Source organism: Streptococcus tangpeifui (assembly GCF_044503215.1).
GTDB lineage: Bacteria > Bacillota > Bacilli > Lactobacillales > Streptococcaceae > Streptococcus > Streptococcus tangpeifui.
Window position 1 is genome coordinate 1344241 of sequence record NZ_CP172427.1, and the last position, 25100, is coordinate 1369340.

At 43.6% G+C, this 25100-nt stretch carries 24 protein-coding genes, 2 pseudogenes and 1 riboswitch; of the genes and pseudogenes, 4 read left to right on the plus strand and 22 right to left on the minus strand.

Annotated features, from left to right (window positions below; translation table 11 throughout):
• Nucleotides 1-25: 25 nt before the first annotated feature.
• The 15 genes from ACFSN5_RS06175 to ACFSN5_RS06245 form a co-directional block, all read right to left on the minus strand.
• A complete protein-coding gene (locus ACFSN5_RS06175) occupies nt 26-217 on the minus strand; it encodes a DNA-directed RNA polymerase subunit beta (RefSeq protein WP_165329078.1) in 192 nt (63 codons plus the stop codon).
• Nucleotides 217-1485, minus strand: coding sequence for a UDP-N-acetylglucosamine 1-carboxyvinyltransferase (gene murA / locus ACFSN5_RS06180; protein WP_165329079.1), 1269 nt, complete (start codon nt 1483-1485; stop codon nt 217-219). The genes ACFSN5_RS06175 and murA overlap by 1 nt, the downstream gene beginning before the upstream one ends.
• A 61-nt stretch (nt 1486-1546) precedes the next feature.
• The gene (locus tag ACFSN5_RS06185) at nt 1547-1783 is read right to left on the minus strand and encodes a DUF1146 family protein (RefSeq protein WP_241154233.1); all 237 of its coding nucleotides are present in this window, start codon (nt 1781-1783) and stop codon (nt 1547-1549) included.
• A 349-nt stretch (nt 1784-2132) separates the two neighbouring features.
• Nucleotides 2133-2552, minus strand: coding sequence for a F0F1 ATP synthase subunit epsilon (locus ACFSN5_RS06190; protein ID WP_165213289.1), 420 nt, complete (start codon nt 2550-2552; stop codon nt 2133-2135).
• A 12-nt stretch (nt 2553-2564) separates the two neighbouring features.
• A complete protein-coding gene (atpD, locus tag ACFSN5_RS06195) occupies nt 2565-3971 on the minus strand; it encodes a F0F1 ATP synthase subunit beta (protein ID WP_165213287.1) in 1407 nt (468 codons plus the stop codon).
• A gap of 188 nt (nt 3972-4159) precedes the next feature.
• The gene (locus tag ACFSN5_RS06200; protein WP_165213285.1) at nt 4160-5038 is read right to left on the minus strand and encodes a F0F1 ATP synthase subunit gamma; all 879 of its coding nucleotides are present in this window, start codon (nt 5036-5038) and stop codon (nt 4160-4162) included.
• Nucleotides 5039-5050: 12 nt separating this feature from the next.
• Nucleotides 5051-6556 (minus strand): F0F1 ATP synthase subunit alpha, encoded by a 1506-nt coding sequence (atpA, locus tag ACFSN5_RS06205; RefSeq protein WP_165329080.1) that lies wholly within the window; start codon nt 6554-6556, stop codon nt 5051-5053.
• 15 nt (nt 6557-6571) lie between these two features.
• Nucleotides 6572-7108 carry a F0F1 ATP synthase subunit delta gene (locus tag ACFSN5_RS06210; protein ID WP_165329081.1) on the minus strand — a complete coding sequence of 179 codons (537 nt, stop codon included), beginning with the start codon at nt 7106-7108 and terminating at the stop codon, nt 6572-6574.
• On the minus strand, nt 7108-7605 hold the full coding sequence (gene atpF / locus ACFSN5_RS06215) for a F0F1 ATP synthase subunit B (protein ID WP_165329082.1): 498 nt from the start codon (nt 7603-7605) through the stop codon (nt 7108-7110). The genes ACFSN5_RS06210 and atpF overlap by 1 nt, the downstream gene beginning before the upstream one ends.
• 20 nt (nt 7606-7625) lie before the next feature.
• A complete protein-coding gene (gene atpB, locus ACFSN5_RS06220) occupies nt 7626-8330 on the minus strand; it encodes a F0F1 ATP synthase subunit A (RefSeq protein ID WP_165213279.1) in 705 nt (234 codons plus the stop codon).
• A gap of 37 nt (nt 8331-8367) precedes the next feature.
• Nucleotides 8368-8565 carry a F0F1 ATP synthase subunit C gene (locus ACFSN5_RS06225; RefSeq protein WP_004229660.1) on the minus strand — a complete coding sequence of 66 codons (198 nt, stop codon included), beginning with the start codon at nt 8563-8565 and terminating at the stop codon, nt 8368-8370.
• A gap of 232 nt (nt 8566-8797) precedes the next feature.
• Nucleotides 8798-9814: a diacylglycerol kinase family lipid kinase gene (locus tag ACFSN5_RS06230; protein WP_165213277.1), complete on the minus strand. Its 1017-nt coding sequence runs from the start codon at nt 9812-9814 to the stop codon at nt 8798-8800.
• A gap of 9 nt (nt 9815-9823) precedes the next feature.
• Nucleotides 9824-11782: an NAD-dependent DNA ligase LigA gene (gene ligA, locus ACFSN5_RS06235; RefSeq protein WP_165213275.1), complete on the minus strand. Its 1959-nt coding sequence runs from the start codon at nt 11780-11782 to the stop codon at nt 9824-9826.
• A 67-nt stretch (nt 11783-11849) separates the two neighbouring features.
• Nucleotides 11850-12350: a QueT transporter family protein gene (locus tag ACFSN5_RS06240; RefSeq protein ID WP_165213273.1), complete on the minus strand. Its 501-nt coding sequence runs from the start codon at nt 12348-12350 to the stop codon at nt 11850-11852.
• 2 nt (nt 12351-12352) lie between these two features.
• Nucleotides 12353-12448: riboswitch (PreQ1 riboswitch) on the minus strand.
• A 79-nt stretch (nt 12449-12527) separates the two neighbouring features.
• Nucleotides 12528-12923 carry an ABC transporter ATP-binding protein gene (locus ACFSN5_RS06245; protein ID WP_165213271.1) on the minus strand — a complete coding sequence of 132 codons (396 nt, stop codon included), beginning with the start codon at nt 12921-12923 and terminating at the stop codon, nt 12528-12530.
• A 79-nt stretch (nt 12924-13002) separates the two neighbouring features.
• On the opposite strand from ACFSN5_RS06245, the gene ACFSN5_RS06250 reads away from it, so the two are divergent.
• On the plus strand, nt 13003-13455 hold the full coding sequence (locus ACFSN5_RS06250) for a GtrA family protein (protein WP_165213269.1): 453 nt from the start codon (nt 13003-13005) through the stop codon (nt 13453-13455).
• A 44-nt stretch (nt 13456-13499) separates the two neighbouring features.
• Here ACFSN5_RS06250 and budA read toward each other — a convergent pair whose 3' ends face one another.
• The 7 genes and pseudogenes from budA to ACFSN5_RS06285 form a co-directional block, all read right to left on the minus strand.
• Nucleotides 13500-14219, minus strand: coding sequence for an acetolactate decarboxylase (budA, locus tag ACFSN5_RS06255; protein WP_165213267.1), 720 nt, complete (start codon nt 14217-14219; stop codon nt 13500-13502).
• A gap of 74 nt (nt 14220-14293) precedes the next feature.
• The gene (gene alsS, locus ACFSN5_RS06260; protein ID WP_165213265.1) at nt 14294-15967 is read right to left on the minus strand and encodes an acetolactate synthase AlsS; all 1674 of its coding nucleotides are present in this window, start codon (nt 15965-15967) and stop codon (nt 14294-14296) included.
• 375 nt (nt 15968-16342) lie between these two features.
• Nucleotides 16343-19150: pseudogene (gene ldcB / locus ACFSN5_RS06265) on the minus strand (LD-carboxypeptidase LdcB/DacB); the annotation flags it as partial.
• A 387-nt stretch (nt 19151-19537) separates the two neighbouring features.
• Nucleotides 19538-19606, minus strand: a pseudogene (locus ACFSN5_RS06270) (YSIRK-type signal peptide-containing protein); the annotation flags it as partial.
• A 172-nt stretch (nt 19607-19778) separates the two neighbouring features.
• Nucleotides 19779-21005, minus strand: coding sequence for a tetratricopeptide repeat protein (locus ACFSN5_RS06275; protein WP_165329132.1), 1227 nt, complete (start codon nt 21003-21005; stop codon nt 19779-19781).
• Nucleotides 20995-22164 carry an AI-2E family transporter gene (locus tag ACFSN5_RS06280; protein ID WP_165329084.1) on the minus strand — a complete coding sequence of 390 codons (1170 nt, stop codon included), beginning with the start codon at nt 22162-22164 and terminating at the stop codon, nt 20995-20997. The genes ACFSN5_RS06275 and ACFSN5_RS06280 overlap by 11 nt, the downstream gene beginning before the upstream one ends.
• An 8-nt stretch (nt 22165-22172) precedes the next feature.
• Entirely contained in the window at nt 22173-22655 is a 483-nt protein-coding gene (locus tag ACFSN5_RS06285) for an NUDIX hydrolase (RefSeq protein WP_165329085.1), read from the minus strand.
• A gap of 132 nt (nt 22656-22787) precedes the next feature.
• On the opposite strand from ACFSN5_RS06285, the gene ACFSN5_RS06290 reads away from it, so the two are divergent.
• From ACFSN5_RS06290 to ACFSN5_RS06300, 3 genes are all read left to right on the plus strand, one after another.
• Nucleotides 22788-23804, plus strand: coding sequence for a lactonase family protein (locus ACFSN5_RS06290; RefSeq protein ID WP_165329086.1), 1017 nt, complete (start codon nt 22788-22790; stop codon nt 23802-23804).
• 66 nt (nt 23805-23870) lie between these two features.
• A complete protein-coding gene (locus ACFSN5_RS06295; protein WP_165329087.1) occupies nt 23871-24683 on the plus strand; it encodes a sugar phosphate isomerase/epimerase in 813 nt (270 codons plus the stop codon).
• 68 nt (nt 24684-24751) lie between these two features.
• Nucleotides 24752-24943, plus strand: coding sequence for a hypothetical protein (locus ACFSN5_RS06300; RefSeq protein WP_165210516.1), 192 nt, complete (start codon nt 24752-24754; stop codon nt 24941-24943).
• The last annotated feature ends 157 nt before the right edge of the window (nt 24944-25100 follow it).

Genomic DNA, 25100 nt, shown 5'->3' on the forward strand with positions numbered 1-25100 from the left:
CCTGCTTGCTTATCGGGATTTTAACTTATTTTCCAGTAAATTTATCAATCAAGGATTGCCACTTATCCGGTGATAAGATAGTCAAGGGATTGTGACCTTGGCCGAGGACAGCATAACCAAGCATCAAGCCAACCGCAAAAAAGACTAGGCAAAGAAAAGTAACCAGTAGAATTAAAGCTAACTGATGTCTAATATAGGCCCAACCTGATTTCACCATTAGTCATTCACCCTCTCAATATCTGCTCCTAACGCTGCCAACTTCTCGTGGAATTTATAGTAGCCACGATCCAAATGGGTTAATTTCCCAACTGTTGTCGTCCCTTGGGCTACCATCCCAATCAAAATCAAGGCTGCGCTAGCTCGCAGATCTGTTGACATAACCTGAGCCCCTTGTAAGTCTTGACCGCCGTGGATAATGGCCGTATCTCGCATGATTTCTGAGTTTAATCCCATCCGACGCATTTCTTCTAAATGCTGGAAACGGTTCTCAAAGACAGTTTCAATCATGGTCGATTCACCTCTTACAACGGCCATCAGGGCTGTGAATTGAGCCTGCATATCCGTGGGGAAGCCTGGATGGGGCAGTGTCTTCACAGTCACTGGTTTCAACTTGCTGACATCTGATTTGACACGGATACCCTCGTCTTCCTCTGTGACTTCTACTCCCATTTCCAAAAGCTTGGAAATTAAGGGGCGATTGTGTTCCCAAACAGCTGACTTAACCAGAACATCACCAGAGGTCATAGCTGCAGCTACCATAAAGGTGCCGGCTTCTATTCTGTCTTGAACGACATCGTGTTCCGCACCGTGCAGCTGATCCACACCCTTGATGGTCAAGGTTTCTGTCCCAGCTCCGCGGACATTGGCTCCCATTTTATTGAGAAGGATAGCTAGATCAACAATTTCTGGCTCCCGAGCTGCATTTTCAATAATGGTTGTCCCTTGAGCCAAAGTAGCTGCCATCATGAGATTTTGCGTCGCTCCTACTGAAGGGAAATCCATATAAATATTTGTTCCTTTCAGATGGTCAGCTGTCGCAGTGATATCCCCGCCTACTTGGCTAATCTTGGCTCCCATGGCCTCCAACCCCTTGAGGTGAAGATCAATGGGACGGCTGCCGATGGTACAGCCACCTGGCATAGAAACCTTGGCATGACCATTACGAGCCAAAATAGGCCCTAGAACAACGATAGATGCCCGCATTTGACTGACATATTCATAAGGAGCCTCATCCAAAAGCTGTCCAGTAGCATCCACGGTAACTTGATTTTGTTCTTGATCAAAATCGACTTCAACATTTAGGCCCCGAACCACATTATTCATAGTAAAGACATCCGATAAAATCGGGACATTGCTCAGTACAGTCTGGCCTTGAGCAGGCAAAATTGTTGCTGCTAAAAGAGGAAGAACCGCATTCTTAGCCCCTTCAATCGTCACTTCACCTTGTAAGCGTGTTTGACCACCCTTAATAATAATTCTATCCATGCTTTCTCCATTTTTCGCAAGTATTTTCCTTATTATATCATAAGATTAAGAAAAAGCCGCTTTAGTGAACTGTAGTAAGAATTGTCATAGAAAGGGATATAACAGATAAAAAGAAAGAGCTGACCAAAAAGCCTAGACCAATAGACAGAAACATGACTAAAAGATTAATCTGCCTGAAATTATCGGGATTAACACGTAAAATTTTTTCCCAATTGACTAAACGAGTTAAGAGATGAAAACTCATGAGAATAAAAAAGAGATGGCAAATGATAGTAATAAGTGATTGTAAAATTTCCATGACCTTATTTTATCATGAATACGCATGATAAACCAAAAAGAAAACCAGCTTCGCTTCCACTGCTCTCTAGTATAGTTCTGGCTTAATTGTCTTTTTCTGACAGCCTTTTACAGCATTCAATAGACTTGAGAATAGCAAGAAAGACCTAAAAAGCCCCCAAAATTGGGAGCTTCTTGTTATCTAAAAGGTTCACTGAACCAGCTACGCTTTCTGATTTCAAGGCTCGGGATAAAAAGGTCCACAGAACCGGCCTCGCTTTCTGATTTCAAGGCTCGGGATAAAAAGGTCTACAGAACCGGCCTCGCTTTCTGATTTCAAGGCTCGGGATAAAAAGGTCCACAGGACCTTTTTATTTATTCCCAACGCTGATACGATTGAGGGCACGGCGCAGAGCGACTTGAGCGCGGCGAACATCATCAATTTGATGACTGGCTTCCGCCTCGTGCAACTTGCGTTCAGCTCTTTGTTTAGCCCGCTCAGCTCGTGAAATATCAATATCACGTGATCGCTCGGCCGAATCCGCTACAATCGTCACGGTATTGTCCTTAATTTCAAGGATACCACCATTGACAGCAACCCAGTCGACATGATTATCATCGTCAATACGACGGATTTTCATCTCATGGACTGTCAGCGGAGCAATGGTGTTGACGTGATTAGCCAAGATCCCCATCTCACCATCAGTTGTAGTCACTGAAATATAAGTGGCATGGTGATCATAACGAATCCCATCAGGTGTTACGATCTGTACTGTCATATGATCAGTCATAGCATCACCTCATTAAAAGCCCATTTTTTTAGCTTTTTCAACAACATCCTCGATTGGACCAACACTACGGAAAGCGTCTTCTGGTAGGTCATCGTATTTCCCATCCAGAATTTCCTTGAAGCCGCGAACCGTTTCAGCGACTGGTACATAGGAACCTGGCTGTCCTGTAAATTGTTCCGCCACGTTAAAGTTTTGTGACAGGAAGAATTGGATGCGACGGGCACGACCAACCAAGACTTTTTCATCATCTGACAATTCATCCATACCCAAGATGGCGATGATATCTTGCAATTCATTATAACGTTGCAAGACTCGTTGCACTTCTGTTGCTACTTGGTAGTGTTCCTCACCGACAATTTCCGGCGCCAAAGCACGAGAGCTTGAAGCCAGAGGATCGACCGCTGGGTAAATTCCCATTTGAGTCAGCTTACGTTCCAAGTTAGTAGTTGAATCCAAATGCGCGAAAGCTGTTGCTGGCGCTGGGTCAGTATAGTCATCGGCTGGTACATAGATAGCTTGAATTGAGGTGACAGAACCCTTCTTAGTTGACGTAATCCGTTCCTGCAATTGCCCCATTTCTGTAGCCAATGTGGGTTGGTAACCAACGGCTGATGGCATCCGGCCAAGCAGAGCTGATACTTCAGAACCGGCTTGAGTAAAGCGGAAGATATTGTCAATAAAGAGCAGAACGTCTTGACCTTCAACATCACGGAAGTATTCTGCCAACGTCAGACCAGTCAAGGCAACACGCATGCGTGCTCCTGGTGGTTCATTCATTTGACCAAAGACCATGGCGGTCTTTTCGATAACTCCCGATTCTTTCATTTCCCAATAAAGGTCATTACCTTCACGAGTCCGTTCACCAACACCGGTGAAGACGGAAATTCCACCATGTTCTTGTGCAATGTTGTGAATCAGCTCTTGAATCAGGACCGTTTTACCAACACCGGCACCACCAAAGAGGCCGACCTTACCACCTTTTAAGTAGGGAGCCAAAAGGTCGATAACCTTAATGCCTGTTTCCAAGATTTCTGATGAGGTTGATAATTCATCAAAGCTAGGAGCTTTCTTATGGATAGGTTCACGCTCTGCATCTTCTGCGAATGGCTCATCCAAATCAATGGTTTCACCAAGCACATTGAAGACACGTCCTAGAGTTTCTTTACCAACTGGTACACTAATGGCACGACCAGTATCGAGAACTTCTAGTCCACGCGTAAGCCCATCAGTTGATTCCATAGCAATGGTACGCACAAGACCGTCACCCAATTCAAGGGCAACTTCGAGCACGATTTTTTCTTTCTTATCGTTGTTTTTATAAACGACCAATGCATTATTAATCTCAGGAAGCTTATCGTCTGTTGCAAACTTAACGTCAACAACAGGTCCAACAACCTGAGCAATTTTGCCTGAGCTCATGCTAAATTCCTTTCAATTTATGATATAAAGAACTCTTTCGTCTACTGAAGATTTTCCTAGAGGATAAGGAAACTAAGCTCCCTTTCTCTCACAAAATAAATCTCTATTCAAATCATGGGACTAAAACTTAAGCGTCTTAGCACAATAGCTGAAACTTCGTTCTAAAAGAACGACCGCTTCTTGACCAATTATTCCAAGGCGTTAGCACCAGCAACAATTTCAGTAATTTCTTGCGTAATCGCTGCTTGGCGAGCCCGATTATATTGAATGGTCAAGTCATTAATGACATTCTTCGAGTTGTCTGTCGCTGTCTGCATAGCTGTCATACCCGCCGCATGTTCAGCTGTCTTGGCATCGACAATAGCCCCATAAATCAAACTCTCTGTATATTGAGGTAAGAGTTGTTCCAAGATGGCTTCCCGATCAGGTTCCAATTCAAAAGCATTGGAAGCCTCCTTTTCGGATTCGTTAGCATCAAGGTCAACAATGGGCAACATCTGTTCGACCCGTACCTGACTGGTCAAGCTATTGATATGGTGGTTGTAGCAGACATAAAGCTCATCGAAGAGCTCTTCTTTATACATTTCAACAGACTGCGAAATGATTTGCGAGACTTGATCAAAAGCTGGTTGATCTTCCAGACCGCGCAGTTCAAAGGCTAGGTCAATCCCACGAGCTTTAAAGAAGTCCGAGCCAGTACCACCGATAGAGATAATGGCGTAGTCATTCTTTTCACTGTGATATTCCTCAATCAAGTCCATGACTGCCTTGAGAATCTTAGCATTATAGCCACCGACCAAACCTTTGTCAGAAGTAATGACAATATAGCCAGTCCGTTTAACGGGACGAGCGGCTAACATGGGATTGTCGGAACCATTGGTCAACTCAGCATGCAGCAAATCTGTTGTGATTTGACGAATCTTGGACGCATAGACTTGAAAATCCTTAGCAGCTTGTTCAGACTTCGTCAATTTAGCGGCAGATACCATTTGCATGGCACTCGTAATTTTACTTGTTTTTTCGGTTGAAACAATTCTTGTTTTGATTTCACTCAGAGAACCTGCCATAAGTCTGCCTCCTTATTCAAATGAAGACTGATCTTTAAAGTCTTGAATGGCAGCATCCAAAACGGCTTCTTCAGGAAGGTCTTTCGTGGTCCGAATCGTTTCAAAGATATCAGCATGATGTACCTCAAAGTACTCATATATCGCTTGTTCAAAGGTCAAGATATCGTTAACTGGAACACTATCCAAGAAACCATGGGTTAAAGCATAAAGAATCAATACTTGTTTTTCAACTGGAAGCGGCTGATGAACTGGCTGTTTGAGGACTTCTACTGTCCTGCGGCCACGATTCAATTTAGCCTGAGTTGCTTCATCCAAATCAGAACCGAATTGGGTGAAGGCTTCCAACTCACGGTAAGAAGCCAAATCCAAACGCAGGGTACCGGCAACCTTCTTCATGGCCTTAATTTGGGCCGAACCCCCAACCCGTGATACCGATGACCCTGCATCGATAGCTGGGCGAATGCCTGAATTAAAGAGGTTTTCTTGCAAAAAGATTTGTCCGTCGGTAATAGAAATGACATTGGTCGCAATGTAAGCCGAAATGTCACCTGCTTGCGTTTCAATGAAAGGCAGCGCCGTAATAGAACCGCCACCCAATTCATCAGACACCTTGGCAGACCGTTCCAAAAGACGGCTGTGCAAGTAGAAAACATCCCCTGGGTAGGCTTCACGTCCTGGCGGACGACGGAGCAAAAGAGACAGTTCACGGTAGGCTACAGCTTGCTTAGATAAATCATCATAAACAATTAAAACATGCTTACCGTTATACATAAACTCTTCAGCCATGGCGACACCAGCATAAGGTGCGATGTAAACCAAAGGTGAAGGCTGTGAAGCAGAGGCTGTCACAACGATAGTATAATCAAGGGCACCATACTTACGTAAGGTTTCCACTTGGTTACGAACTGTCGATTCCTTTTGACCGATGGCAACATAGATACAAATCATATCTTGATCCTTTTGGTTCAAGATAGCATCAATGGCAACCGAGGTTTTACCCGTTTGACGGTCTCCGATAACCAATTCCCGTTGTCCACGACCAATTGGTACCAAGGCATCAATAGCTTTGAGTCCTGTTTGTAGAGGTTCTGAGACACTCTTACGTTGCATAACACCCGGTGCAGGTGTTTCAACCGGACGGGTTGCATTTGTGTTAATATCACCAAGTCCATCAACAGGTTGACCAAGCGGGTTGACCACCCGGCCAATCAGTTCTGGACCAACTGGGACTTCCATGATTTTACCGGTACGCTTAACGGTATCTCCTTCAGTGATCTCTGAGAAATCTCCTAGGATGATGATACCAACATCATTGGACTCAAGGTTTTGAGCCATACCATAAGCACCATTTTGGAATTCGAGCAGCTCACCGGCCATGGCATTATCCAAGCCGCGAGCTCGGGCAATCCCATCACCAACGTAAGTTACTACACCAGTTTCAGTGACGTCAAAATTTGGCTGGAAGTTTTCAATTTGCTTTTTAATTAAAGCACTAATTTCTTGAGCATTAATGGCCAAAAGTCACACCACTTTCTATTTAAGATTGTTTTTTAGTTGTTGTAATTGACTGCGAATACTAGTATCAATTATTTTATTATTGGCCTTGAGGACAAAGCCACCGATGATTGCGTCATCAAGTTCTTCAATAATGTCTCGGGCATTAATTTCGAATTTTTGGTGACTGAGCTTGAGAATCCGTTCCTTCTGCTCTTGTGTCAGAGGGACAGCAGTTGTCACCGTCACAGGAAATTCACGGGTTGCTTGAACCAGTTTGTCCGAAACAGCTTGAAAGATTGGCTCAATCAAACGTTCACGTTCGTTAAGCAAGATGACTTCAAAGAAATTTTTCAAATAATGTGATGAAAACTCTTCAAGACTTCTCACTAAACTGACCTTGTCTTCACGAGCAAGTGCAAGACTTGACAGGTAGGCAGAGAGCTGGGTCTCTTTGAAAACTGTCAAATAGGTTGAGAGTTCTTCTTGAATCTCAGACACAAGACCTTTCTCAAGGGCCACTTGACTCAGGCTGTCGGCATATTGCTCAACAAGAGCTTGTGTTTTACGATCCATTAGGCATCTCCTAGCTGATCAAGATATTGGTCAATCAAATCAGATTGAGCTGACCTGTCCAAATTTTTGGCCATGACTTTTTCAGCCAACAAGACAGTCAAATCAGCCACATCTCCCTTCACACTTGAAAGGGCTTCTGCCTTATTTTGAGCGATATCTTGGTTAGCTTTTTCCTTCAGGCGCTCAGCATCTGCACGCGCATCTGCGACAATTTTACTTCCCTGAGCTTGACCCGTTTCTTTAGCATCATCAATGATTTTAGCGGCATCATCTTTCGCAGCATTCAGTTCAGCTTGACGCTTTTGGGCATAGCTTTCAGCTTGTTGACGAGCATTTTCAGCATCATCAATATCCTTAGCAATCTTTTCCTCACGTGCTTTAAAGATTCCAGTAAGCTGCTTCCAAGCAAACTTACGAATCAAGATAAGCAGGAGAAGGACAGAACCGGTCGTAATAATGATATTACCAAGGGTTGTACTATTAATCAGTATAGACATATTTCTCCTCACTTTCTCTATTAATCATTAACTTTACCACCTATATAGTTGGAACTAAGGATGATAAAGACATAGGCTTGAATGAAGCCAATAAAGGCTGAAAAGGCAACCCAGAGCAAATTGAGTACAAAGGCCAGAGGTCCTGTAAAGATGGAGACCATAGCTAACTTCAAAATTAGGCCAGTAACAACTTCACCAGAAAAGATATTACCAAAAAGCCGCAGAGCCAGAGACGCAATGTTTGTAAATTGCTCCAAAATATTCATGGGCAACATAGCTGGGTAAGGAGCTAGGAAACCCTTGAGGTAACCCTTAACGCCCCTTTTGCGCACGCCTTCAACATGGCAGACAAGCGCAATCAACAAAGAGAGAGTAATGGTAACGCCAAAGTTTGAAGTTGGTGATGTCCAAAAATTTAGTTTCCCTGTCCTAATAGCTGTAATCAAGCCAATATTATTAGCTGTGAAAACAAAAGTAAAGATGACAAAGAGGAGCAAACTATAATTTTTAGTATAACCACCTAGATTTTGCGAAATCGTGTTATTGACGAATTCATACAAAAACTCAAGGACATTTTGTTTTCCCTTAGGTTTAAGGGACATCTTACGAGTGGCCCAGAAAACCATGAAAAAAATCACCAAGACCGTCAAGAGAGACATACCTAAAATGGTCAAATCAAATGTGATACCTAAAAAAGATACGCTTGGATTAGTTGTAGATTCCAATCCTTATCCCTCCTTCTTCTCTAAAATTTGGCTAAGTTTACACAATGTAGCTAAGCGCAAAGAGAACGAAAAAGGTACCTTCGATAAAGGCAACACCAGTAAACATCAAGGTTTGCAGTTTACTGAACATTTCTGGTTGGCGAGCAGCTGCCTTAGCAATATTGGCAACCAAGATACCTTCACCGATTGATACACCCATAACGGCAAGTCCGAGACCTAAGATCGTTAAATTCATGATAGAATTCTCCTTTAAAATTTTTTACCTAGTTATTTTAGTCCTATTTGGTGGGAAAGTCAATGATTTCACGAATTTGTAAAGGCTTACTCCTGACTCTTTTGTTTAAACTTAGAATTTCGTGCTCATCATCGGCTTTTTACTTGGAATTCCAAGACTTTGGCAGTCTTCTAAAATAGGGTCTATGTCGACACCTCTATCAATAGAAAAAACAGGTCTGCACCTGCTTTTTCTATTGATCTTCATCTCCAAGCTCATCAACTTCGTGGGAGAATTTCTGGGCGATGGCTTCAAGGGCTAATTCCTCAGTATCTAAATCGAAGGCATCGTCAGAAATCTCGTCGGTATCTGCGAAGAAATCCAGATGATTTTTTAGATTTTCCAAGGTAATTGGAGCATCGCCGCCGTATTCACCATCCAGATTGATCATCATCCGGTCATCAGTCTGAGGTTCAATGACGATTTTACTGGTCTTGATGTATTCAATCCGCTTATCGCCGATATGTTTACCGCCCTGAAGCAGCTTGCGTACTAGACGGGCAATATCAATTAGATTAGCTGTTTTGACAATAATCAAGGTAAATTTACCATCATCTAATTTTGCATCAGGAGCAATGGTTTCAAAGCCACCCACTGAATTAGTGATGGCGGCAAAGATCATTGAAGCTTCACCATCATAGACACCTTGGTCATGAGTAATCTTCACCCGAGCTGTTTTAACTCGAGGCAGAAGTTCAACCCCTTTGACTAAATAAGCTAAATAGCCAATCATGGTCTTGAGCTGGCTTGGCACACTGTAGGTCAGTTCGGTCAAGGTTCCTGCGGCTGCAATATTGACAAAATAGGTATCGCCATGAGCTCGGCCAACATCCAAATGAATCAATTGGTTTTTGCCGATAATCTTGGCTGCTTCAACAGGATTACCACGAGGAATTTTGAGAGCCCGAGCCAGATCATTAGTCGTCCCTGTTGGAATTAAAGCTACTTTGGGCCGCTTAGTCAGGGGCGCTAAGCCGTTGACCACCTCATTGATAGTTCCATCTCCCCCAGCTGCAATAACCAAAGAAAAGCCAGCTTTAGCTGCCCGAGTTGCCTCATTCTTAGCCGAGTCAGGTTCGGGGGTTGTCTGAAAAGCTGAGGTTTCATAACCAAAGCCTTCTAAAATATTAAGGACTTCGGCTACGTTTTTTTTCATAATTTCCTGACCTGATGTTGGATTATAAATCAGGCGGGCACGTTTTCGTCGCATTTTCTCCTCCTATAAATTAGACAACCATTCTTCATCGCGAATGGTAATGCCTAACTCCTGAGCCTTGGTCAGCTTAGAGCCAGCATCCGTTCCTGCAACCACAATATCCGTATTCTTAGATACTGAACCGGTGACCTTGGCACCTAGATTTTCTAATTTTTCTTTGGCCTGACTGCGTTTGAGGCTGACCAACTTACCTGTCAGAACAACGGTCATTCCTGACAAGGTTGCATCCTCGGCTACTCGCTTACCTAGATATTCAAAATTAAGTCCTGCTGCCTCTAATTCAGCCATTAGCTGTTTGGCTCCGGCGGTCGCAAAATAATCTTGGAGCGACTGAGCAATGACACCACCCAGTCCTTCAATTTCAGCAATAGCATCAAATCCAGCCACCATGAGAGCGTTTAAGGAGCCGAATTTTTCTAAAAGCAGTTTGCTGGCCTTGGCACCAACATGGCGAATCCCCAAGCCAAAGAGCAGCTTTTCGGCCGAATTTTCCTTAGAAGCTGAAATGGCTTGGAAGAGCTTGCCAGCTGACTTCTCTTTCACACCGTCCAAAGTCAGCAAGTTCTCAACTGTCAGCTGGTAGAGGTCAGCCACATCCTGAACCAAATCAGCCTGATACACTTTTTCAATCATTGAGGGGCCTAAGCCCGTGATATTCATAGCATCGCGGCTGGCGAAGTGAATCAGTTTTTCCTTGAGCTGAGCCGGACAGCGAGGATTGACACAGCGTAAGGCAACTTCATCTTCATAATGCACGAGCTGGCTCTGGCAAGATGGACAGGTTTGCGGGATCGTCATAGGTACTTGATCCTGCCGTTTCTCCATGACAACATTGAGAACAGCTGGAATGATATCGCCAGCCTTATAGACCAGAACCGTATCATCGAGACGGATGTCCTTGTCGGCAATATAATCAACATTGTGGAGAGTGGCCCGACTGACTGTTGTACCTGCTAATTGAACGGGAGTCAGATTAGCTGTGGGTGTAACAACGCCTGTCCGACCGACAGTCCAGTCAACCGAGAGGATTTTAGCCTCTTTTTCTTCAGCAGGAAACTTATAGGCAATAGCCCAGCGAGGAGCCTTGACCGTAAAGCCCAGTTCTTCCTGCATGGCTAGACTATTAACCTTGATAACAATACCGTCGATATCGTAGGCTAAGTGTTCACGGTCTGCTTGTACGGCTTGAATGAAATCCCAGATCTCATCCATGGAGCTGGTAACGATCCGACGAGGATTGACGACAAAACCCAGTTTAGCAAACCCTTCTAAGACGGCTTCTTGGGTGGGAAAATTGGTTTCGCCAGCCTCTTGGTAGATGAAAGTAGCTAGCTTTCTTTCGGCAACAACCGAGGTATCTAACTGACGCAGAGTTCCAGCAGCTGCATTTCTTGGATTAGCAAATTCATCTTGACCTTCTTCTCGTCTTTTAGCATTGATAGCTTCAAAGGAAGTCCTTGGCAGATAGGCTTCACCACGCACCGTAATGGTTTCACCACCAGGCAGACTTAAGGGGATGTCTGGAATTCGCTTGAGATTTTCAGTAATATTTTCTCCAACCGTTCCGTCCCCTCTGGTAGCCCCGATTTGCAGCTGGCCATCAATATAGGTAAGAGAGATGGACAGACCGTCAATCTTCAACTCAGCCAAGTAGGAAGCCGAAGGGAACTCCGACTTAACTCGACGGTCAAAATCGTCCAGCTCCTCACGTGAAAAGGCATCCTGCAGAGAAAAGAGCGGATACTCATGAGTGTATTTTTCAAAGCCTTCTAGCACCAAACCGCCAACTCGGTGGGTGGGACTATCAGGCTGAACGAGCTCCGGGTGAGCCTGCTCTAAGTCAATCAATTCTCGATAAAGTTTATCGTACTGAGCATCTGAAACAGACGGCTTATCTTCAGTGTAATATTCGCGAGCATAACGATTCAGCTGGGCAACCAGCTCTTTCATACGATTTTCCATAGTATCTTTATTATATCATGAAATAAGAAGGGAATTAAGACAAAAAGCCCTCTGAGAAGGCTTTTTGTCATTTTGTTAAATCAATACGTTTGGCCAGTAGGCTGATGAGGTAGCCGCCAACTAACAGAGAGGCAAATTCTCCTACTGCTGTTGTCAACCAAGTCAAGAAAAATGGGACATGGCTGACAATATTCAATTCTGCAGCAATGATGAACATGCTAGATGAAAAGAGCAGATTGAAGTAGAAAAAGGCCAGATTGTAACCCAAAACAGTTTGATCCATAAATTTCCTGAAAAGATAGACACCTAGGCTGACAACCAGCAGGGTTTGTGCACTGCCGACAAGAACATCAATAGGACCAAAGCTATAAAAATTGGAAATAGCACAGCCTAGAGTTAGGGCGATAATATATTTTGACTTATAAAAAGCTAAAAAATTGAGCATTTCAGATAGGCGGAACTGATAAGCGCCGTAGCTGATAGCATTAAAGGGAGGCATGGCCGTAAAAATAAAATAGAGGGCAGCCACTAAGGCAATTTGCACCAAATCACGGACTGAAAATTTCATCTTATTTATTCTCCTTTAGCGGGATGACCGCTTAAAATATGCTTGGTGAAAAGAGTTAAGCACCAAGGGCTGAAAGCCAGCCTTTTTAGTATAGCACAAGTCTCATTAAAAAAGAAGGCAGCCTGACTGGCTCAGCCTTCAACTGATTACGTTCTCTTAGAGCGCCCCTTAGTTACTCTAATCCAGTTTAACCTTCTTGACGACCTTTTTTTCCATAATAAAATACTTCTGCTTAATATGATAGTCATCGTGAGTTCGCTTAAAGTGCCCTTCTTCACTAATGAGATAGTCTCCTTGGTCACGGTAGTTGGAAAAAGGAGAAATCCCAAAAGTCGTCACCAGAATAAAAACAATCAAGGTCGGAACGGCAGCAAGAAGGAAGCTTCTCCACCAAGTTAGTTTACCGAGCAATAGCAAGACCAAACTTGGACTGGAAATCAGCAAAATCAAACCGATATGCATAACCCTTGTTTCCCAAGCTAGACCATACAACGAAAGCACCCAGTTACCTGGAAAGATAATGATTAATGCAACCAGCCATACTATAATCAAAGGGGCCTGCCAACGTTTCATAAGAATTTTCCTTTTATTTTAATTTTAAATTTTACTGCCCATTCTAGCATATCCATCGCTTTTATGCTAAAGTAATGATATGAAAAAAATTAAATCTCTCATTATTTGGGCTTGGAATAATGAAGCCATGAAGTATCTTTTTTTCGGCGGATTGACCACCATCGTCTATATGATTAGCCGAGTTGGCCTCTTTGCTCTTTTGCGCATGCCCCTGACAACGACGGTTGCAGCTAATGCTATCGCTATTATTTTCGCCTTTGTGACTAATGATATTTGGGTTTTCAATCAAGCTAGATCTGGTTGGTTTGGCCGCTTTATCAAATTTGTCACTGCCCGCCTGCTCACTCTGGGGCTTGATTTTGGTATGACCTTCATCTTCGTCAATAGCTTTCCGCATCTAGTCGGCCAGTTTGTCAATGATAACCTTGCTATGGTTAACGGCATTGTCGGAGCTATCAGTCAGATCTTAATCATTTTAATCAATTATATTTTGAGCAAACTTTTCATCTTTGATAATAAAAAAGTAGACTAAATAATACCTAAAAAATCTGGCTTTATCAGGCCAGATTTTTTCTGTTATTCAGATTTATTAATGTCTTCCTTCAATTCATCCAAATTAAATTTCGCAAAGAGATAATTGCGGTCCTGAACTGGGAAGCGTTGGTCCAATTGATCAACCGGACCAATCTCTACTGTCCCATCAGTCATGACATAATCCATGACATGACCGCCAAAAACTAAGTCATCAGAAATAAAGTGGAGGTGATAGCCAGCTACACTGACTCCATGGAACATCTCAGGTGTCCAAAAACCAACAATGGTTCCTGAGACATCCTCAGCCGTATACTCGGGTTGGCGGGTAGCAACTTCCGCAAATTTTTCTCCACTTTGAGCTCTTGGAATCATGCGGACATGCATGTGTTTGAAATGTCCCTTGATTTTAATGGAACGAAAAAGATTTGCTCCATCGTAATAGGATTCAATCCGATCTTCCAGCTCCTTATCCGTTGTTTCATAGCGCTGTTTAAAGACCACCTCTGCATGGTGGGGAACCACCGCAGCATAGGGAACCTTGGTATCTGGCTTCACTTCAACAACTTTAAGGTTGCCATTTTTGCTAGTGGTTTGATAAGCCTTGCCATCGAGAATAACCAGTTCTCCATCAATGGAATCAAGTGTACCAATACCCAAGTCGCCATGCTTAAGCAATTCTCCGATGGTCATGGAACCATCGTAGAGACCTGCGAAGAGGGCATTCAAGGTATTATACTGAAATAATTTAATGACATCTGCCATGTCGTTTATATCCTTCTTTCTTTTTAAGAACCCGTCATTATAACTGCTTACAAGCGTCAATCTAACTACAAATATTAATAAAACTCTTCCGGCAAAATAGTTTCAGCCAAGGCGGTATTATCCTTATAGTCAATTGGGATATCAATCAAAACAGGTCCCTGATCAGCATCAACTAGGGCTTGTTTGAGGGTAGCTTGGAAGTTTTCCTTACTATCTACGCGGTAGCCCTTAGCTCCGAAACTCTCTGCATATTTTACAAAATCAACCGAGCCAAAGTCAACCCCTGAGGAACGGCCATACTTCTTCTCTTCTTGGAATTTAACCATGTCATATTTACCATCATTCCAAATAAGATGAACAATTGGCAGTTTGAGACGGACAGCTGTTTCCAATTCCTGAGCTGAAAAGAGGAAACCGCCATCACCAGAGATAGAGACCACCTTGGTATTTGGCCGCAAGAGAGCTGCCGAGATTGCCCAAGGCAGAGAGACACCTAAGGTCTGCATCCCATTTGAGAAAAGCAAATGACGGGCTTCATAAGACTTAAAGTAACGGGCCATCCAAATATAGTGACTGCCAACATCAACAGTAACCGTCATATCATCAGCAACATTATCTTGCAAAACCTCGATGACATCCAGAGGATGGATGAGGCCAGTTTTAGACTTCGTATCAAACTTGAGGTCTTGAACAACTTCTTTCTTGAGATTTTGCAAGTACTCAACTGAACCTTCGGGCAGTCTATAGCCGGAAATGGCTGGTAACAGCAGATCAATGGTTTCTGCAATATTACCAATCAATTCCCGCTCAGGCTGAAAATAGGTATCAATTTCTGCCGTATCAGTATCAATCACGACAATGCGGGCAGAGATTTCAGCATTCCAGTTACGAGCTTCATATTCAATGGGATCATAACCAATTGCGATAACCAAGTCGGAACGTTTAAGCAACATATCCCCCGGTTGATTGCGGAAAAGGCCAACCCGGCCGAAGAAGGTCTCTTCTTCTAAATCACGAGAAACAATACCAGCCCCTTGGAAGGTTTCCACGACAGGAAGCTTAACAGCTTGGAGAAGACGGCGTAAAGCTGCCGTTACACGTCTGGTTGAAGCGCCGTTTCCTAAAAGAAGAACAGGCAGAGCAGCATTGCGAATGGCTTGAGCCAAATAGTTAATATCATCAACCGAGGCTGATCCCATCTTAGGATCAGTCAGGGGTTTGATCGCCTTGACCGAAACCTGACTGTCAGTCACATCCTGCGGAATAGAAATGAAGCTTGCTCCCGGCTTTCCTAGCTTAGCATAGCGGTAGGCATTAGCTAGAGTTTCAGAAATCGTATCAGGCTCCTGAACTTCTGCGGCATACTTGGTAATCGGCGCCATCATGGCCACATTGTTCATGGACTGATGGGCACGTTTGAGCAGGTCAGCCCGTTTAACTTGACCACCGATAGCCAGAACAGGATCCCCTTCATCGGTAGCTGTTACTAGCCCTGTGGCCATATTGGACACCCCCGGACCTGAGGTTGCAATAACGACTCCCGGCTCACCTGTAATCCGTCCAACCCCTTGCGCCATAAAGACCGCATTTTGTTCATGGCGGGCTACAATCAACTCAGGCCCCTTATCCTCAAGGGTATCAAAAACTCGGTCAATTTTGGCACCAGGAATACCAAAGACATACTTGACATCGTGGTTGATGAGACTATCTACTACTAGGTCAGCTCCGTAGTTCTGTTCTTCTGTCATATCCTTACCTAACTTTCTAACAATAAAAAGGAAGCTCCTGTGATATTTAAAAAATTTCACAAAGTTTCCCTTAACTTTTTACATAATGTATATCAATTATAGCACGTTTTTTAACATTTTCTAGTTAGAAAGTTTGTGAAATAATGAGCATTAAAAAGAGGCTGGAAAAAAAGTATTCCATCCTCCTATTTTTGCAGTAATAACAGTTTAGCGCAGTGGTTGGGAGAAAGACTTGTTGGCTCTACCAAGAAGTCTTTCCCCTGCACAGTTCATTAGGTGCTTTAGCACCAATGAACCACTGCTGATTGGAGGTCCTTATCTTGGGGTGCAGTTCCATTTTCAAGCCCCCCTTAAACAGTCCACTGGACTGTTTAACTAATCAATTGCGATATAACGGCGGTTGCCACTGTAGGCTATGTAAGAAATCCATGTTTTGCCCTCTGCATTTCTGACACTATCATAATTGACACTTTGACCTACAGTATAGGTTGCCAGAGCTGGACTTGATTGGCTAGGAGCAGACCTCACATAAGATTCCCTGGTAAAGGTATAGCGGCCACTAGAAGGAATAGCATTTGCTTGGGCGTGACTTTGTAATGGCGAATTAGCTGGACTGCCGTAGTCACCGCCTTCAACACCTAGGTATTCTTCTAAACTCAAACCAGACTCGTGAATATCTTGGGCTTCTTGACCAATATAGCGGATATGCCAAGGCTCTTGCATAAAGCCCGTAATGCTTTCCTTACCAGGTTGATAGCGAACGATAAAGCCGTAACGATGGGCATTGTCTCTTAACCACTGAGCTGCTGCTTGATCTTCGAGCAAGTTACCAGATCTATCGGTTAAATCAAAAGTTAGACCAGTTTGGTGCTCACTATAGCCTGGCCTTGCGGAATAACGATCAGCTGCTGCTTGACCGTCTTGATTGACGTAAGATTGATAAAGATTCTTTTGATAGTCATACGTTCTAAATCCACTATAGGCATAACCAACATTGTATCCCTGATTAATCATGTCATTACGCAACCGAACAAAAGCATCTTTGGCAACGGCGTTTTCACCCGGATTGTATGAACTGGACAGAGCATATTTTTTATTGACAATCAGGATTGGTCCATGCTTACCTGCAACATAATAGTAAGAACCATTATAAGAAGGGCTCTTCTTTTCTCCTGGTGTTGGCTCAGGAACCGTTGTCTGGGTGGCAGCTACCCCAACCAGCTTATTATTGTTGTCGACATAGTACAGATGAATCATATAGGTACCTGTCTCATACTGATGTTCAGACAGTTTCACAGTCACTTTATAACTATTATCGGCCTGTTTATTAGCATCATACCAGATAATATCATCTTGGTCACGATTGCTGGTCCAAACAGGAACCTTGACCGCTACAATACCGTTGCTGTTCGACACATTGGTAATCAGGACATCAAAACCATCGGAAGTCTGATTTTGAATAGCAAGAGTTCCGGTCACCCGTTTATCCATCTTCTTAGCTTCTGAGCGATGCTGCTGACCTGTTATACCAACCAGCTTGCCATCATTTTCTAGGTAATAGAGATGGATATTATAGAGGCCCGTTTCATTCTTATGGTCGGACACTCTGACGGTGACCTTGTAGGTCCCATCAGCTTGTTTAACGCCATCATACCAGATGATATCATCTTGGTCGTTCCTATCTGTCCAGACGGGCACCTTAACCGCCTTAAGTCCTTGGCTGTCGGTGACAGTCGAAACGATGACATCGAAGTCGCCGTTATCCTTGTTACTAAAGGAGAGGGTTCCGGTTCTGGTAACTTGAGGTTCAGCCACCTTAACCTGTTGTGCGGCAACCCCTTTCATAGCTCCGTCAGTTTCAACATAATACAGGTGGATATTGTAGGTGCCGGTTTCATTCTTATGGTCAGACAGTTTGACCGCTACCTTGTAAGTACCATCTCCCTGCTTAACGCCGTCATACCAGATGATATCATCTTGGTCATTTCGGTCCGTCCAGATAGGCACCTTGACGGCTAGGATACCCTTGCTGTCTGAAACATTGGAAATCCTGACATCAAAGCCTTGGCTCGTTTGGTTCTCAACACTGATTTGCCCGGTCAGTTTGGATTCTGATGGCTGAGAATTGGGCAGCTTGTCCAGCATGACATAGCGGCGGATACCGCTGTATGAAACGTAAGAGATCCACTTGTAGCCATCGGCCTTGAGTTCCTTATCATAGTTAACCCCTTCTCCTTTGGTAAAGGTGAACTCTGTCTTAGCGGCTGCCCTGGCTTCGTTTTTAACCGCGACTTCCCGATCGAAGGTGTAACGCTGCAGGGTTGGAAAAGTAGTTTCGCTGTCTCCTGCTGACTGATTGTCTGTCTTAGGTGCTGGAACTTCCTTAACCTCTAGCTTTGCAATATTGGCATAACGGCGAATACCGCTGTAAGACTTGTAGCTCAGCCATTGATAGCCATCTTGAGTGAGCACTTGGTCATAGTAAACACGGTCACCAGCATTGGCGTAAAAGGCGAGGGGTGCACTGGCAGACGGACTATTCTTGACTTCTGTACGCTCTGGATAGGTATAATAGCCTGAACTTGGGATATCTTTGCCACCGGTTCCGGACTGAGTTTTAGGGACTGAGGGTGCTGGAACTTCCTTAACCTCTAGCTTTGCAATATTGGCATAACGGCGAATGCCGCTGTAAGATTTGTAGCTCAGCCATTGATAGCCATCTTGAGTGAGCACTTGGTCATAGTAAACACGGTCACCAGCATTGGCGTAAAAGGCGAGGGGCGCACTGGCAGAGGGACTATTCTTGACTTCTGTACGCTCTGGATAGGTATAATAGCCTGAACTTGGGATATCTTTGCCACCGGTTCCGGACTGAGTTTTAGGGACTGAGGGTGCTGGAACTTCCTTAACCTCTAGCTTTGCAATATTGGCATAACGGCGAATGCCGCTGTAAGATTTGTAGCTCAGCCATTGATAGCCATCTTGAGTGAGCACTTGGTCATAGTAAACACGGTCACCAGCATTGGCGTAAAAGGCGAGGGGCGCACTGGCAGAGGGACTATTCTTGACTTCTGTACGCTCTGGATAGGTATAATAGCCTGAACTTGGGATATCTTTGCCAACCGCTTGAACCGTTGTCGCCACAGACGCTCTCGTCACAGCTGGCTTTGCTTGAGTCGGTGCTGAACTTTCGTTCTGCTGTGAGGTGACACTAACCGTTTGAACTGCTGATTGTGCCTCAACCTGAGCGGGCATAACATCCGTCTGGGTGGCAGTGTCCACCCTAGCTGGCGTTGCTGCTGCAGTACTTGTCACAGCGTCTGTGGGAGCAGACGTTTCTGCCGTGGCCTGAGCTGAATCCTGACTAGCTTGTTGAGACACAGATGCCTTGTCTGAAAGGACTGCAGTGTTACTGTCTTCTGTCTGAGAAGCTAAGCTATTCCCATCTTGAACGGGCTGGTCGGCAACGGTGGTTTGAACCGTTTGGTCTTGAGGCTGACTCGCTGGCACTGCTTGTTCATCAGCCAGTACTTGACCGCCGAAGAATAAACTAGCACCGATTAGGACTGAGGCCGCACCAAAGGAATATTTACGAATGGAAAAACGTTGTCTTTCATTCCAAATAGGAGCTCTTTTCATGAATTAATCTCCTTTCTTACTAAAATATTTGTTTTGTTATAAGTTAATCTCTAGGATTATTATAACAATAAAAGAAAGCGTTTTCAACATATAATTGTAATTTTTGTCATATTTTTGAAAAATTATCCCATAAAAAAAGAAGGCCGTTAAGCCTTCGATTACCAATTTTTACTTATTCCCCCAAAAATTCAGCCATATTCATATCATCTGGTACCAATTCTAGGTAGTGCTGGACGATTTGACGGGCCTGATCGCGGTAGCCAAATTCCCTCAAAATGTAGGCATAGTCCTGCAGAAACTCCGGATTGTCCTTGAGGTCATCAGCAATAGCTTGAAAATGCTCCAGCGCTTCTTCTTCCTGATCGAGGGCCTGATATGCCTTGGCTAAGTTCCACTTGGTCAGAACGCTGTCAATATCTTCCTGCTCAAGGGCAAGGACTCCCTGATAGCGCTCCTCTTCCAGATAAAGGTTAGACAGTCGCATCAGAACATCCTCTAGATCTTCTGCCAAATCCTTAGCAGATAAGAGATAAGTTTCTGCTGCCTTGCTGTCATGATTTTCATAGGACAGTTGGGAGGCTAGAAGCAAGAGCTGACTGTCAAACTCATTTTTGGACAGGCCTTGCTGGACTAATTTAAGAGCTTCTTCTATCTTATGCTCTTCATGCAGAGAGAGGGCGTAGACGTATTCATAACCTTCAAAATCAGGGTTCATAGTGTCCAGCTGTTTGAAGTAAAGGTTGGCTTTCTGATATTCCTCTTGATCATAGAGAATAGTTGCCAATTCAAAAACAGTTGCATCCTCATATTCGATTTGAACTGCTTTTTCCAAAAATTCCACAGCTGCTTCAAATTTTCCTAAGCTGGCATAGGCACGGCCGATACGCTGGTAGGTCGATACACCTGTTGTTCCCAGAATCTCACGATTATCTAGTTGGGCGTATTCTTTAATCGCTTGGTCAAAATTCCCCAGCTGATAATCCAGCTCAGCCAAGCCAAAGATAATCAAAGGTTCCTCGCTGATTTGTGAAGCCTCCAGCATCTTTTCACGCGCCACATCGGTCAATCCTTCTATATCATAGAGATCTGCCATGACCATGAGAGCAGACAGGTAATTAGGATCCTCTGGATCTATAGTATCCAGATAGCCGAAGGCCTCTTCAATTTCGCCATCTTCTGCTGCAATTTGGGCTAAATTGATGGCTACTTCGGGATAGGCAGCCAACTCTTGCAGATAGATTTCCTTAGCTTGCGGTAAAAAACCGATACTTTCGAGATATTGGGCCAAGGATAAAAGCGTCTCGGCATCGTCTTGAGCCAAGGCTCTCTTGAAATATTTGTTAGCGTGCTCCAAGTCTCCCTGATCCAGAGAGGCAATCATTTTTTCACTATTTAACACGGTCGTCTTGCTCACTTTCTTCATTGTACAGGCCACTAAAATCACGATACCAGTCAAAGATTTCCTTGACAACAACTTTCAGGGCTGAATAGACTGGGATTCCTAAAAGCACTCCCCAAACACCAAAGACGGAACCAGAGGCCAAAAGGATGAAGAGAATCATAATCGGGTGAATGCTGAGCTTTGTTCCCAAGACTAGAGGCGAAACAAAACGTCCCTCGATGGTTTGCTCAACAACAAAGACAATCAAAACTTTAACCAGCATCCAAGGTCCTTCAACGAGCCCTAGAATCATAGCCGGAATCAGAGCTAAGAAGGAACCAAGATAGGGAATCATATTGAGAAAACCTGCTAAAATTCCCAATGCTACAGCATAGCGCAGACCGATAATTGAAAAGAGGATGGAGAACATGATCCCAACAATAATGGCTACGGTTACTTGCCCCTGCACATAGCCTTGCCATTGAGAATTGACATCGCTGAGAATCCGAGAAATCGGCTTGCGCCAATTGACTGGAATGGTTTTAAGAATATTTCCCTTGAGTTTGTCACTGTCGCGCAGCAGGTAAAAAACGATAAAAGGCATCATCACGATGGCGATAGCTACCCTGGTCACGGCTGAGGCAAAGTCTCCGGCCCAGCTGACAATATTTTTAGAGAAATTTTCAGCATAATCAACTGCCTTGCTACTGTAATTGTTCACCCAATCTTCCAATTGAGGGCGAATCATTTCAAAGCGATGATCAGCTAGGATTTGGTTGATCTGATGTTCAACAGACTTGATATAATGAGGCAAATTATTGATGAAAGACAGAACTTGATCCTGTAACATGGGAACGAGACTGGAACCGCCCCAAACCAAGAGACCAACAATCAACACATAAACCAGACTTATGGCCCATGTTCGCCTGACATGCAGATGGCGTTCGACAAATTGAACCGGAGGTTTAAGCAGATAGTAAATCAAAACCGAAATAACAATCGGTAACAGAACTACGGTAACAAAGCCAGCTAAAGCTGTAAAAATAAAGCTGACTTGAGTCAAGAGATAAAGAGCCAGAAAAGTCAAGATGATCACAATCAGACTGCTGACGAAGCGATTATCAAGGACCCATTTATAAAACCAACTCTCATAAAATTTTTCGTTTTTCTTATCCATGTTATTCCTTAGTTATCATAAAATTGAACGGCTTTTTCAATCAAGTTTCCTGATTGGTCGTAGGTAAACTTAGCTGAGAAAAAAGGGGCATCCTGCAAGATCCACTTAAACATCTCATAGTCCCCCTCCCAAGTTGGCTTGGACAGAACTTGGTCATAGGGAACCCATTCCAGTGTGCCTTCGCGTGACTCTTCATCAGAAATCAAATCGCCTTCAAAATCCGTTACCTTAAAGACATAGGTGTACCAGTCATGTCCCGGTGTGAATTCAGGAAAGGTAATCAGGCCTTTAAAATCCATTTTCTTAACGATCAGATGGGTTTCTTCGAAAATTTCTCTTTGGGCACATTCCTCAGGCGTTTCACCCGCTTCAAGCTTACCTCCAACAGAAATCCACTTGCCTTCATGGACATCATTAGGCTTCTTATTGCGGAGCATGAGAAGCAGCTCTTTTCCATTATCAATATAGCAGATGGTGGCTAGTTTGGTCATACTTGCCTTCTTTCTCAATCTTTGCTCCTATTTTAACAAAAAAATGCTATAATTTCTTCATAGAAAAGGCTTTACAGCTTGCAGATCGGCTGGTAACAGATAAACGACCAGTCTTTAGACAGAGAGGATAATATGGAAGAAATCTATTTTGGTACCTATACTAAGCGACAATCTCAGGGAATTTATAAGGCTGATTTTGACAATGAGACTGGGCAACTGGCCAATCTCCACTTAGTTGCCAGCCAGCAAAATCCAACTTATCTGGCTTTCAGTGCTGATGACTGTCTCTATAGTATCGCTAGTGATAAGGATCAAGGAGGGGTTGCGAGTTACTCACCTGATTTTCAACCTCTTAATCAGGTACTTGAGGATGGGGCAGCTCCTTGTCACCTAGGTTCAGATGACAAGCGAGATTTAATTTTCTCAGCTAATTACCATACAGGCCAGGCTCTTATTTATAAGCGTCAATATGATGGTCGTTTGAAACTGGTCAATCGGATTGTCCATCAGGGTACTGGTCCTCATGCTCATCAAGATCATGCTAGGATTCATTTCGCTGGTATCAGCCCCGATCGCTACTTATTGACCTGTGATTTGGGAACTGATGAGTTGACCAGCTATGCCTTGAGTGAGTCTGGCAGGGTACAGCCTATTGATAATTACCACTTCCCTGCTGGCAGCGGTCCCCGTCATCTGGCCTTCCACCCTATTTTTAAACACGCCTTTGTGGTCTGTGAGCTCGACTCTACGATTCATAATTTGATTTATCAAGGGTGTGGGAATTTCGAGACTTATCAATCCATCACCACCTTACCAGATGACTACTCTGGCTTCAATGCTCCTGCTGCTATTGAAGTGACCAGTGATGGTTGGTTTCTCTACGTATCCAACCGTGGCCACAATTCCATCGCCTGCTACCAATTTATTCTGGACGGCTATATTCACTTGATTGATATCGTTCCCAGTCATGGCCAAACACCAAGAGACATCTGCCTGACTGCTGACGAAAAGTATTTATTAGTTGCTCATCAAGATTCGGATAATGTAACCGTCTTCCAACGCCATCCAGAAACTGGGAAACTGACAGAGGTCAACCATGATTTTTATGTCCCTGAAGCTGTTTGTCTGGTTAATAGACCTAGCTCCTAAGAGGGCAAGGCTGATAAGGTATATCAATGTGATTATAAAACTAGATCATTTACAGGAGATATCCACATGTTCAAACCTATCTTAGGGCTCAAGGCATCTGCTGACCCTCAGCAATTAGCCAGCCGCCTCCGCTATAAGCCGGAGGTTTTTGAATTTTACACCAGCCAAGAGGATTTTTCTAAGGAAGGACTCAAGCGGCTAGAAGAGGCTATCTTGCAGGTTCAGGAGCAGGCGACTAGACGGATTGTGCTGCATCAACCCATGAAGTATCAGGGAGAATTTCTAGAAATGATTATCCCGCAGGTTCTCTTTCCTGAGACCTACTACTTTCTAGAAAAGTCAACGAATGATTTACTGGAGCTGGCTTTCGACCATGATTGTCAAGTTTTGATCCATGGTTCTTATGAACTTAAAAATCCTCAAGTACTAGATTATTATGGTAGCCTTGAAAATGCCAAACAAGCGTCATTTGAGCGCTTGGACCAGTTTAGTCAGCTGGGTGGGCAACAAATTCTCTTTGAAAATGGTATTTCACCAATTTTTTTCTTTGGAGACCCTAGCTATGACCAAGAGATTTTAGCAAGAGGGTATCGCTTAGCTTTCGATACTTCTCATGCCTTGATTAAAGCCAAAGGAGATAACCAAGCTTTATTAGATTCTCTGGAAAGATTAAAAGTCAACAGTCATCACTACCACTTAGTAGACACTATGGGGCAGATTCATGATAGTCTTCCTTTAGGACAAGGCATTACCGATTGGTCAGGCGTTTTAGAGCGACTTAATCCACAAGCCAGCGCCATCTATGAAATTGTCGTCAAGAATATCAATGATCCGCAAGAACAATTAGCCAGCCATGCGTTTTTAAGCAATCTAGTTTGATATTTAAAAGGGTTATGCTTTAATAAAAGAATAATCTCGGTCTTACCATAAAATAAAGGAGAGAAACAATGAATCCAAGCGAACTATTTAACCAAGTTAAGGAACTGATTGAGAAGAAGGATTTCTCAGCTGCTCAAGCTTTTATAGAACAGCACAAAGATGATTTGGGTGACTATTTTAATCAAGCCAAGGATCTCTTGGCAGGCGTCAAGGATGCTGATGGCGTCCTAGACAAGGTTAAGGGCCTTTTTGGTAAATAATAATTGAGAAAATGTTAGCTCTCAGCAAAAAACACAACTAACTCTTCCATCACTAAGGTGTCAAAAGATTTCGGTTGTGTTTTTTATTTATGAGACTTTAGTAAAAATTAACATCTTTAACCAGCAGGCTTTATGGTCTTATAACTTTAGTTCAAAC